This window comes from Acinetobacter puyangensis (assembly GCF_900096995.1).
Lineage (GTDB): Bacteria > Pseudomonadota > Gammaproteobacteria > Pseudomonadales > Moraxellaceae > Acinetobacter > Acinetobacter puyangensis.
This window is the reverse complement of the sequence record NZ_OANT01000001.1, coordinates 740,314-752,330: the sequence shown is the minus strand read 5'-3', so window position 1 is coordinate 752,330 and position 12,017 is coordinate 740,314. Positions and strand designations below refer to the sequence as shown.

11 protein-coding genes are annotated in these 12,017 nt (G+C 41.1%); 4 read left to right on the top strand and 7 right to left on the bottom strand.

Annotated features, from left to right (window positions below; genetic code table 11):
* Positions 1-3: 3 nt before the first annotated feature.
* A complete protein-coding gene (ppx, locus tag CRO21_RS03490; protein WP_097077923.1) occupies positions 4-1,524 on the bottom strand; it encodes an exopolyphosphatase in 1,521 nt (506 codons plus the stop codon).
* 298 nt (positions 1,525-1,822) lie between these two features.
* On the opposite strand from ppx, the gene trxA reads away from it, so the two are divergent.
* From trxA to CRO21_RS03475, 3 genes are all read left to right on the top strand, one after another.
* Entirely contained in the window at positions 1,823-2,149 is a 327-nt protein-coding gene (trxA, locus tag CRO21_RS03485; RefSeq protein WP_097077922.1) for a thioredoxin, read from the top strand.
* A gap of 293 nt (positions 2,150-2,442) precedes the next feature.
* The gene (gene rho, locus CRO21_RS03480) at positions 2,443-3,705 is read left to right on the top strand and encodes a transcription termination factor Rho (RefSeq protein ID WP_097077921.1); all 1,263 of its coding nucleotides are present in this window, start codon (positions 2,443-2,445) and stop codon (positions 3,703-3,705) included.
* A 408-nt stretch (positions 3,706-4,113) separates the two neighbouring features.
* Positions 4,114-4,440 carry a hypothetical protein gene (locus CRO21_RS03475; protein WP_097078129.1) on the top strand — a complete coding sequence of 109 codons (327 nt, stop codon included), beginning with the start codon at positions 4,114-4,116 and terminating at the stop codon, positions 4,438-4,440.
* A 610-nt stretch (positions 4,441-5,050) separates the two neighbouring features.
* Here CRO21_RS03475 and CRO21_RS03470 read toward each other — a convergent pair.
* From CRO21_RS03470 to CRO21_RS03445, 6 genes are all read right to left on the bottom strand, one after another.
* Complete coding sequence (locus CRO21_RS03470) at positions 5,051-5,344, bottom strand: integration host factor subunit alpha (RefSeq protein ID WP_097077920.1); 294 nt, start codon at positions 5,342-5,344, stop codon at positions 5,051-5,053.
* A complete protein-coding gene (gene pheT / locus CRO21_RS03465; protein WP_097077919.1) occupies positions 5,341-7,743 on the bottom strand; it encodes a phenylalanine--tRNA ligase subunit beta in 2,403 nt (800 codons plus the stop codon). Before pheT ends, CRO21_RS03470 begins: the two co-directional genes overlap by 4 nt.
* Before the next feature lie 149 nt (positions 7,744-7,892).
* A complete protein-coding gene (gene pheS / locus CRO21_RS03460) occupies positions 7,893-8,873 on the bottom strand; it encodes a phenylalanine--tRNA ligase subunit alpha (RefSeq protein ID WP_097077918.1) in 981 nt (326 codons plus the stop codon).
* 183 nt (positions 8,874-9,056) lie between these two features.
* Positions 9,057-9,656 (bottom strand): GNAT family N-acetyltransferase, encoded by a 600-nt coding sequence (locus tag CRO21_RS03455; RefSeq protein WP_378234917.1) that lies wholly within the window; start codon positions 9,654-9,656, stop codon positions 9,057-9,059.
* A 52-nt stretch (positions 9,657-9,708) separates the two neighbouring features.
* On the bottom strand, positions 9,709-10,146 hold the full coding sequence (locus CRO21_RS03450; RefSeq protein WP_097078128.1) for an NUDIX hydrolase: 438 nt from the start codon (positions 10,144-10,146) through the stop codon (positions 9,709-9,711).
* 13 nt (positions 10,147-10,159) lie between these two features.
* Complete coding sequence (locus CRO21_RS03445) at positions 10,160-10,690, bottom strand: AAA family ATPase (RefSeq protein WP_097077916.1); 531 nt, start codon at positions 10,688-10,690, stop codon at positions 10,160-10,162.
* A gap of 114 nt (positions 10,691-10,804) precedes the next feature.
* Here CRO21_RS03445 and CRO21_RS03440 point away from each other — a divergent pair, with 114 nt between their 5' ends.
* Positions 10,805-12,010: an acetyl-CoA C-acetyltransferase gene (locus CRO21_RS03440; RefSeq protein WP_097077915.1), complete on the top strand. Its 1,206-nt coding sequence runs from the start codon at positions 10,805-10,807 to the stop codon at positions 12,008-12,010.
* Positions 12,011-12,017 lie beyond the last annotated feature (7 nt).

Sequence of the window (12,017 nt, the reverse complement as noted above, 5' to 3'; positions counted from 1 at the left end):
TTATTAATCCATATGTTGACTGGACTTAATTTGCAGATCAACATTCCAATGTTTAAATTGAATTTGCTCATCATGCAAATCAGCAATCAGTAGTGGCCATTGTTTCACATCTCCGCAAATGGTCAATTGCCAACTCTGCTCATTTTTCACCTGTAAATCAAACTCAGGTAAAGCAGCATCACTACGGCTATGATTGAGTAAAACTGCCAGTCTCATCAGTAAACACAGGAAAACCAGCTTTTTACCACCAACTTTTTGCACGTCCAGTAATGAATCATGGCGTAATTTTCGCCGATGATGAGCGACCAAATGTGACAAATGGTTTTGATCAATCTGTGAAAATCCCGGAATATCGGAATGTTGTAATAAATATGCACCATGTCGATGATAGCCGCCATGACTGATCGCCAGACCAATTTCATGCAGATAAGCAGCCCGACGTAATAAGTCGTCGTCATCACTGCTTAAATTTAAGGCAGTATCAGCATCCTCAAAAAGCTTTTGTGCAGTTTGAACCACCCTTTCGGCTTGTTTTGGATCGGAACCATAACGCCCCATCATCGCTTGTACACTGCGATCACGAATATCTTCATGCCGAAAACGTCCGAGCAAGTCATACATGACACCTTCACGTAAGGCACCATCAGAATAGGCCAGTTTATCAATTTTCAACACCTCAAAAACCGCCGATAAAATTGCCAAGCCTGCCGGTAATACAGCACGTCGATCATCACGTAAACCATCAAAGTCAACTTTGGCAATATGATCAAATTTCAACAAACGATCTTTGAGTTTTTGTAATCCCGATGCAGTCACATTTTGCTGATCATCACTGAGTCCCATATTGACCAAAATCTGTCGACAAGCTTTAATGGTTCCACTTGATCCCACGACAGTATCCCAGCCTGTCAATACATAGGTATTGGCAATGGCACTTAATTCTTTGCGTGCTGCAACCACGGCTTTATCAAAAGCTTTGGTATTAATTTCACCTTCTGGGAAAAATGCCTTGGTATAGGCCACACAGCCCATTTGCAAAGATTCAGTGAGAAGCGGTTCGAATTCTTCCCCAATAATAAATTCGGTCGATCCGCCACCAATATCAATCACCAAACGACGGCCGCCATTTGCCATGGTATGTGACACGCCTAAGTAAATCAGCCGCGCTTCTTCACGACCAGCAATAATTTCGATAGGCTTGGGTAATATTTCCGCAGCCTTTTGCATAAATTCATCGCCATTTTCTGCCTGACGCAAGGCATTGGTCGCCACAATTCTCAAACGGTTATTAGGCACAGCGCCGAGCCGACCAACAAATCTCGATAGACAGGCCAACCCCCGTTGTTGCGCCGCTTCGCTTAAATAATTATTTTCATCAAGCCCTGCAGCAAGTTGCACTTTCTCTGACATCGAAGCAACTTTTTTGACTTCCCCATGATCTACTCTCGCAATCGCAAGATGAAAACTGTTAGATCCCATATCAATTGCAGCAAGCAATTCTTCATCGATCAAAAAATCAGACATTATGAGCATATACCCGAATATAAAACATGTTAAGAGTAATGCACTGGCAATTTTTTTTAAAGATTTATTCGCCTTTAAATGTCTAACAATGAGTTATTTGGGATAGATATTGCAAAAATGATTGCGCTTTACGATAATTGCTATCGAAAGCATCCATTAGACAATCAGTGGATAAAACTTGAAAATTCAATTCATGCCCCTATTACTTATGATATACAGCTTAATCATATAGGTTGTGTGATCAATATAATGGTCATTTCACACACGACTATTTTTTCAATAAATTTGGAGTAAACCCATGTCAGACAATATTATCAATACGACTGATGACAACTTTAAATCAGATGTATTAGAAAGTGACACACCTGTTCTTGTAGATTTCTGGGCAGGTTGGTGTGCTCCATGTAAAGCCATTGCCCCTGTACTTGAAGACCTTGCCGGCACCTATGATGGCAAAGTTAAAATTGTCAAAGTTGATGTGACCAATTGCGAAGCAACCGCCGTCAACTACAACATTCGCAATATCCCTGCCCTATTGTTATTTAAAAATGGTGAAGTTGTTGCGCAACAAGTTGGTGCGGTGCCACGTTCCAAACTGGTTGACTTTATCGATAGCAATATCTAATTGATCAAAAATACCATCCTTCTGGATGGTATTTGCATTGAATCAATTGACAAATGCAATGTCCTCCCTTATAGTTTGCCTGAGTTTAAATTCCTTAATTTTTTAAAGGGGTTTAATGTTAAAATAAGATCGCCCCTCGGCTCATCAAGTCTTCCGATATTTTGCCTTACACATTATCCTGAGTTTACTGGTACAGATACGATCAAGACATCACTCCAACCGATTTGAGTGTGCGAACTTGTGTAATTCACTTCTTCATTTGTTAAAAGCTTCTTATTACTGACTATCCTCATATGAACTTAACTGAACTTAAGAAAAAACCTATTGGCGAATTAATTAAAATAGCCGAATTTATGGGTCTCGAAGGCATGGCACGTAATCGCAAACAAGATATTATCTTTGCGATTTTAAAGCGTCATGCAATGAATGGCGAAGAGATTTTTGGTGATGGTGTACTCGAAATTCTTTCTGATGGTTTTGGTTTTTTACGTTCCGCAGCAGGTTCTTATTTAGCGGGTCCTGACGACATTTATATCAGTCCATCACAAATCCGCAGATTTAACTTACGCACAGGCGATACCATCACCGGTACCATTCGTCCCCCGAAAGAAGGCGAACGCTATTTTGCATTGTTAAAAGTCAATCAAATTAACTACGACACACCAGAAAACTCACGTAATAAAATTCTATTTGAAAACTTGACCCCTTTATTTCCGACCGAACAAATGATCATGGAACTGGGTAACGGCACAACAGAAGATTTAACCGCACGTGTGGTCGACCTTGTTGCACCCATCGGTAAAGGTCAACGTTCTATCATTGTGGCACCACCGAAAGCCGGCAAGACCATGTTATTACAAAACATCGCGCAATCGATTGTACGTAATAACCCCGAAGTTTTTCTGATTGTATTGTTGATTGACGAACGTCCAGAAGAAGTCACGGAAATGGAACGCAGTGTGCGTGGCGAAGTGGTTGCTTCAACATTTGATGAATCTCCAGCACGTCATGTTCAGGTTGCCGAAATGGTGATTGAAAAAGCCAAACGTCTGGTCGAACATAAAAAAGATGTGGTTATCTTGCTGGACTCAATTACCCGTCTTGCCCGTGCTTATAACACCGTCATTCCCTCTTCAGGCAAAGTCTTGACTGGTGGTCTTGATGCCCATGCTCTGGAACGCCCTAAACGTTTCTTTGGTGCTGCACGTAACATTGAAGAAGGCGGCTCTTTAACCATTATTTCTACTGCGCTGATTGAAACCGGCAGTAAAATGGATGAAGTGATCTACGAGGAATTCAAAGGTACTGGTAACCAGGAAATTACACTTGATCGACGCATTGCCGAAAAACGTGTCTTCCCTGCAATGAATATCAAAAAATCCGGTACGCGTCGTGAAGAACGTCTGATGAATGAAGAAAATCTTCGTAAAGTCTGGATTCTGCGCAAACTGTTACATCCTATGGATGAGCTTGCCGCGATGGAATTTTTGCTTGATCGCATGAAAGAAACCAAGACCAATGATGACTTTTTTGATCAAATGAAACGTAAACAATAAGTTTAGCTGTCCAAGTAAATAGCCGTCATTTTATAAAAAATGGCGGTTTTTTTATGAATTGAAATTTGGTTGACAAACATTACATTTTTTTACATGACTTAACGTAGCACATGCGACTATTTTAGATGATTAATTATCCGATAAAAAATCAATATAATTCAATTCATTAAAAATTAATCATTAGAATCTTAGAATCGGCTATTGCTAAATCTTCTTAATTTTTAAAAGTTAATTTATATTTTTCATCATTAAAAAATATTAAGCCAGTAGAAATTAAAATCACTCGGTGATAGCATATTCATCAAGCCGATAAGCCTTAAGATATTTCATCCAATGCGAGGGACGTTTTATCTTTTTACTATAAAGGCGAATCTTAACTTAATCTCATTTTATATAGAGAGTGATGCCATGTTATTCAAAAATATTGCTATTGCAACCGCTATTGCTGCGTCTTTAACTTTCGTTGGCTGTGCTAAGAAAACTGAAGAAGCTGCTACTGATGCTAACGCTGCTGCTGCTGACGCAACTGCTGCTGCTACAGAAGCTGAAGCTGCTGCTGACGCTGCTGCTGCTCAAGCTACAGACGCTACTGCTACAGAAGCTACTGCTGCTGCTGACCAAGCTGCTGATGCCGCTACAACTGCTGCTGATGCTGCTACTGATGCCGCTGCTGCTGCTACTGACGCCGCTGCTGCTCCAGCTGCTGACGCACCTAAAGAAGAAGCTGCTCACTAATTTTTAAAATTAGAAGCATAATTCTTAGAAAAGAGAGCATTTGCTCTCTTTTTTATTGTCTTCACGGTTTAAAAATAAGCTTTAGTTTAATTATAATTCTTTCTTCTATCCTTATTCGTTTAACAACTTATTTTATTACAACCCATCTGCCTATCCCTGTTTTAAGCCCTATCAATGCATTAAAACACTGAATTTCTCCTTTACCTTATCAAAACGACAATCCCTCATTGCAAGCTATAGCAAAATTCGGTTTATAGGCTACGTATCATCTCGTCATACTTGCCTTGCGAGATACATCTCTCAAAGTATCCAGAGCAAAGTTCTTAAGGCCTAGGCTTTAGCTTTATAGAGTTTGATTTAGGATACGTTAACTCTGAATGCCGGATCAAGTCCGGCATGGCACAAATATAGCTTACATTTTGAATTTTGCTATATATACAGCATATAACGCCATTTATTACTCTCCCTATACTTTTTTATGATTATCCTTATCTAAAGTCATAAAGATCAATATCCAGAAGATGTTTTGTATCTTCCTAAAAAAGCTATGCCATTTAAATTCAGACATTAAAAAAGGCACCACTTGGATGCCTTAGAGCGAAAACTAGAATTAACCTTGTTCGTTTTCTACTCGCTGTCTAAATTTTTGACCAGCGCGGAAGGTCACGACACGACGCGCAGTAATTGGAATTTCTTCGCCAGTCTTTGGATTTCGTCCAGGACGTTGACGTTTATCACGTAATTCAAAATTACCAAATCCTGAAAGTTTGACTTGCTCACCTTCAATCAATGCCTGACTCAGCTCGTTAAAGAAAAGCTCGACAAGTTGCTTTGCTTCCCGACGGTTTAAGCTTGTTTTTTCACTTAGATGATCTGCCATCTCAGCTTTCGTTAATGCTGTCATGATGCCCTCAATTTTGCTTTATAGGTTGTTTCTAGGCTTTCAATCACGTTGTCCATCGCTTGCTTAATCTCAGCATCTTCGAGTGTACGTGAAGAATGTTGGAAATGCAAAGCAAATGCCAATGAACGATACCCTACCTCTACACCTTGCCCTGTATAGACATCAAACAACCAACTCGCTGCCAGAAACTCACCTGCTGCTTGTTTTATTGTCGATTCTATACGACTTAGCGCAATAGTATCATCAATTAATACCGCAATATCACGTCTAACAGAAGGAAAACGTGATAATTCTGTAAAATTATATACATACGGTTGCAAAACTGCACTTTGATCAAGCTCTGCCACCCATGTGACGCCCAAATCCAGTGCGGTTTCCAGCGAAGGATGTAAACGGCCTAAATAACCGATAGACTTGCCATTATGCAAAATCTCTGCCGATTGTCCCGGATGTAACCAGGCACGTTCGGAACGTACATATTCCGGTTGTACATGCGCAACGGCCAGAATATTTTCGATTTCACCCTTTAAATCAAAAAAGTCCATGGCTTGAGTTTTTTCATGCCATTGTTCAGGTTTATGCGAACCTACAGCAATCAAGGCCAGTGTCGGAATTTGCTTAAGATCATCAATACTGTTTGTACCTTGCTGATCTTGTGGATAGGCAAAACGTAAGCCTAGCTCAAAGAAACGTACACGACCTTGCTGACGATTAATATTGTATTGTACACATGGAATTAAACTCGATAGCAAAGTGCTACGCATCACCGCAAGATCACTGGAAATTGGATTGGCCAATGCCAATGCCTGAACCTGTGGATTCAGTTGTTTTTCCAGTTTTTCATCGACAAAACTAAAGCTGATTGCTTCCTGATAACCCAATGCTACCAAGGTTTGACGCAGTTGCCCCAATTCTGTCTGATCCTGATAATCAGCCAGCGTAATCTGCATCTCTGGTTTGGCAGTTGGAATATTGTCATAACCATAGATGCGGGCAATTTCTTCAATCAAATCCTGATAAATGCTTAAATCATAACGATGTGAAGGCGGTGTAACAATCCAGCCATCCTCTACGGTGCGTTCAACCTGACATTCAAGACGTGTCAGAACATCTTCAATAAAAGCACCTTCAATGCTAAAGCCGAGTAGTTTATCCACCTGAACTTGTGTCAAACCAATCGCTGTACGCTTTGGTAATAACTCAGGTTTTTCCTCTACGGTAATTTCAGCAAAACCGGTTTCATCTGTTGCTGCCAGTTGTTGAATCAACTGACTGGCACGCTGCATGGCAAGCAAAGGTAATTCGAAATCGACCCCACGTTCATAACGTTGCGATGCATCGGTATGTAAACCAAAACGACGGGCACGACCAGCAATGGCTAAAGGATCAAAGAAGGCACTTTCCAGAAAAATATCCCGAGTTGTATCAGTCACACTAGACGATAAGCCACCCATGATCCCTGCAATTGCCAGCACTTTTTCATCATCAGCAATTACCATCACATCATCTTGCAGTGCAACTTCCTGCTCATTCAGTAAAACCAACTTTTCACCTTGTTTGGCCTGACGCACAATCACTGAACCAGTGATTTTATCCAGATCAAAAGCATGCAGGGGTTGACCCAGTTCCATCAATACATAGTTGGTAATATCCACCAGAATACTGTGACTACGAATCCCCGAACGTGACAATGCCTCTTGCATCCAGTCTGGTGTAACTGCCTGCGTATTGACATTTTTAATGATACGGCCCAAATAACGTGGTGCACCTTGTGTTTCCACAAAGACTGGTTTTTCATCTGCAATCGTTGCGGCAACAGGCTCAATATCAGGTGCCTGATATTTCAGTTGATTGATTACTGCTACTTCGCGGGCAATCCCACGAATACTAAAACAGTCACCACGATTCGGTGTAATACTAATGTCAATGACCCGATCATCAAGCTTCAAATATTCGCGGATGCATATCCCAACTGGTGCATCTTCCGGTAATTCCAGCAAGCCATCAATCTTATCTTCCAGATCAATTTCTGATGCACCGCATAGCATGCCATGTGATTCAACGCCACGTAGCTTACCTTTTTTGATTTTAAAATCACCCGGTAATACTGCACCAATGGTCGCTACCGGAGCTTTCATTCCGACACGTACATTAGGGGCACCACAAACGATTTGTAGAGGTTCAGCCTCTCCGATGTTGACTGTGGTGACACGTAAACGATCTGCATCGGGATGCTGCTCAACCGTCAAGACCTCTCCTACCACCACACCGGTAAAAGGTTTTGCCACAGGAGCAGTTTCATCAATTTCCAGTCCCAACATGGTCAGTTGTTCGGCCAACTTGTCACTATCAACTGCCGGGTTCACCCAACTGCGTAACCAATTTTCACTAATTTTCATCTTGTCTATTCCCTAATCTCCCCTAACCCCTCTTTGGAAAAGAGGAGGAATCCACGAATTAATCTCTACAATTTATTTCGTAAGAAGTCCCCCTTTTTAAAGGGGGATTTAGGGGGATTTTAATTTCATCATTACAATCAATATCTATATTAGGCAAATTGGCGTAAGAAACGCACATCATTTTGATAGAACAAGCGCAAGTCATTTACGCCATAACGTAACATGGCAAAACGCTCAATTCCTAAACCAAAGGCAAAGCCTGAATATTGTTCCGGGTCAATCCCGCAATTTTTAAGTACAGTTGGATGTACCATGCCGCAGCCCATGACTTCCAGCCATTTACCCCGTTCATCCATAATATCCACTTCGGCACTTGGCTCAGTAAATGGAAAATAGGACGGACGAAAACGCACGGTTAATTCTTTTTCAAAAAAGGCTTCCAGTAAATTGATGATAATGCCTTTAAATTCGGTAAAGTTGGTGTTTTCAGTCACATACAGACCTTCAATCTGATGGAACATCGGCGAATGCGTCTGGTCTGAATCACAACGATATACACGCCCCGGGCAGATGATCCGAATCGGCGGCTTGCTCACTTCCATGGTACGGATTTGTACACCCGATGTATGGGTACGCAGTAAATGCTGGGCATCAAAATAAAACGTATCGTGCATGGCACGCGCAGGATGATGCCCCGGAATATTTAAAGCTTCAAAGTTGTGATAATCATCTTCAACTTCTGGACCTTCTGCCACCAGAAAGCCGGCTTTGGTAAAAAACTGGCTAATACGCTCACGTACTTGCGTCACAGGATGAATGCTACCAATGTGTTGACCACGACCCGGTAAACTGATGTCGATGGTTTCGCTGGCAAGTTTTGCCTGTAAAGCCTGTTGTTGTAATGCTGTCTGACGTTCGGTCAGTGCGTTGTTAATCGCTTCACGAACGGCATGGATTTTTGCCCCTTCAACTTTGCGTGTTTCGGGATCCATTTTACCCAGTGATTTTGACTGCTCTGCAAGCTGACTTTTTTTCCCTGTAAATTGCACACGTACTTGATCAAGTGCTGCAAGATCATTGGCTGCTGCAATCGCAGCCAACGCTTCATTGGTCAGAGCTTCCAGTGACATAATAACTCTCGTTGATTGATTCATATGTTAAAAACCGCTCTATTCTAGCAGTTTTTTAAGCCAGTTTAACCCTCTCTACGCTGTGAAAGCAGATAAAAATCTTCGCCTTACTCCTCGTATCTTGATGAAATAATTTTTCTCGACAATACAAAAAGCTGATGCTTATCCAAATACTGCCCTTTTCTAATATTTATTCTGTAATAAATCGCTTAAATGCGCTTTCACATTTGTCCATTCACCATGAACAATGCTATACATCACAGTATCGCGAATGCTGCCATCTTTACGCAAAGCATGCCCACGAATCACCCCATCTTTTTTTGCACCCAGACGTTCAATTGCTTTTTGACTGGCAAAATTAAATTGATCGGTACGAAAACCTACTGTATTGGCCTTTAATACCTCAAAAGCATGTTGTAACAGCAAAAATTTACAGGTGGTATTGACATAGGTACGTTGATAGGTCTTGGCATACCAAGTATAGCCAATTTCCACACGCCCAAGTGCAGGCACAATATCATGATAACTACTGGTACCAATCACAATATCCTGCTCAATATCAATCACGGCAAAAGCAAATCGGCTACCCACATCTTTTTGTTCAAGTGCCTGAGCAATATATTCATCAACCTTTGTATAATGGGGTGTAGACGTTACCCGCAATGTCCACAGTTCTCCATCTTGGCATGCTTTAGCCAAACCATCAGCATGGCTAAAATCCAAAGGTTCCAGACGCACACCACATTGACTTAAGATCACCCCATTTGCCAAGAAATTTGTCATTTCATCCATATTTTAAACACTCGATTTATCTTAAATTGAAACATGATCATACCTAGAAAGAATTGCTAAACAGTACACGATCAACGCCTATCGGATAAACAGGTTTTTGGCTAGTATAAATTTCAGCCTGACTAAACCATTTTGCAATAAACTGCGTCCCATCGGTTTCGCAGCCCAATACTTGCGGTTGATCATATATACGTTGATCTTTTAATTGTGCATGATACATAAACACAATTTCGTGACCTTGTTTGCCATTAAAAGTAAATAAATTTTCATATACCTCTAGCAATCCAAGCACATGGATTTCTGCACCAATCTCTTCAAGTACTTCTCTTTCAATGGCCTGTTGCGATGTTTCGCCAAACTCAATGCTACCACCGATCGGTCTTAGATAATGTTCATCTTTGGCTGGATCATAAGCTTCTGATAATAAAACTTTGTCATTATGACGAAAAATACACAAAGCTTTAGCGCGAATTGTTTGCATCATCTTTCTCTGATTAAAGCTGCTGTAAAAATGCTTTTGTTTGTTTTGTTGAAGTTAAATGAATAAATTGAATATGTTGATATTTCGGGTCTTGCATCATTGCCAAATACTTTTGTCGGTTTTTAGGATATTTTTGAATCATCCAAATAAAAATAGATTCTTTGGATAACATCATTTTAAAACTTTCCCGATTATTGGAATCTGACCATAATTGTTTGCGACTGATGACACGACTCAATGTTCGTTTAAATAAGCGATATAGATTTAACGAAAATGAATAATCCAACCAAATAATCGTATCTACTTGTTGCCAGATCATTCCCGTAGCACGAGTGTAAATATTATCAATCACCCATCCCTGTGATGCAGCCCGTATACTGTGTTCAAGTTTCGCCAAAAACTCTGTATCAGGCGATTCTTGCCAATCATCTAACCATAATAAATTATCCAATTCGATATAGCTTAATTGAAGTTTTTTTGATAACGCTCGTGCAAGCGTTGATTTTCCCGAACCTGTTGTCCCCACGATATTGATATAACGCATAATAATGTAAATTGACCAATAAGATCAGCCAAGTTTATCAAACTGGTCATTGTGATAGAGATTTTATTGCGTACACTCGTTACATAATGATTTTAATGATACAGGATCGTCAGCATGAGCGAAGCTTATATTTTTGATGCGATTCGCACGCCCCGCGGTAAAGGAAAAAAAGATGGTAGTTTATACGAAGTCAAACCCATTACACTCGTCACCACGCTATTACATGCCTTACAACAACGTCAGCAGCTTGATACTGCAAAAGTCGAAGATATTATTTTAGGCTGTGTTACCCCAATTGCCGATCAGGGTGGCGATATTGCCAAGACCGCTGCCATTGCCGCAGGCTGGAGTGATCAGGTCGCTGGTGTGCAAATCAATCGTTTTTGTGCCTCAGGTCTGGAAGCTGTTAATTTAGCGGCTCAAAAAATTCGTTCAGGCTGGGAAGATTTAATCGTGGCAGGTGGTGTCGAATCCATGTCACGGATTGCCATGGGTTCAGATGGCGGACCTTGGGCACTGGATCCAGAAACCAATTTAAAATCCTCATTTGTTCCGCAAGGTATCGGCGCAGATTTAATCGCCACTTTAGATGGTTATAGTCGTACAGATGTCGATACTTTTGCGCTACAGTCCCAGCAAAAAGCTGCACAAGCGCAAGCCAATGGGTATTTTGATCGCTCTATCATTGCTGTCAAAGATGCCGCAGGGGTGACGATTCTGGATAAAGATGAGTTTATTCGTGGCAATACTACAGTTGAAAGTTTAGCCAAACTCAATGCCAGTTTTGAAATGATGGGGCAAATGGGCTTTGATGCTGTTGCCTTACAAAAATATCCAGAAGCACAAAAAATCAATCATGTCCATCATGCAGGGAATTCATCAGGCATTGTTGATGGTGCAGCATTGCTCTTGATTGGCTCAGAAAAAGCCGCACAGGAACTAGGTTTAAAACCTCGTGCCAAAATTATTGCCACGGCACTGGTCGGGACAGATCCTACCATTATGCTGACTGGCCCTGCCCCTGCGGCACGTAAAGCATTGCAAAAAGCTGGTTTAACCATTGATGATATTGATTTATTTGAAGTCAATGAAGCTTTTGCAGCGGTAGTGATGCGCTTTATCAATGAATTAAATGTGCCTGCGGAGAAAGTCAATGTTAATGGTGGTGCAATTGCCATGGGACATCCGCTGGGTGCCACAGGTGCAATGATTATCGGCACATTACTGGATGAACTAGAACGTCAAAACAAAAAACGTGGTTTAGCCACCCTCTGCGTAGGCGGTGGGATGGGGATTGCCACCATCATTGAAAGAGTTTAAGGAGTAA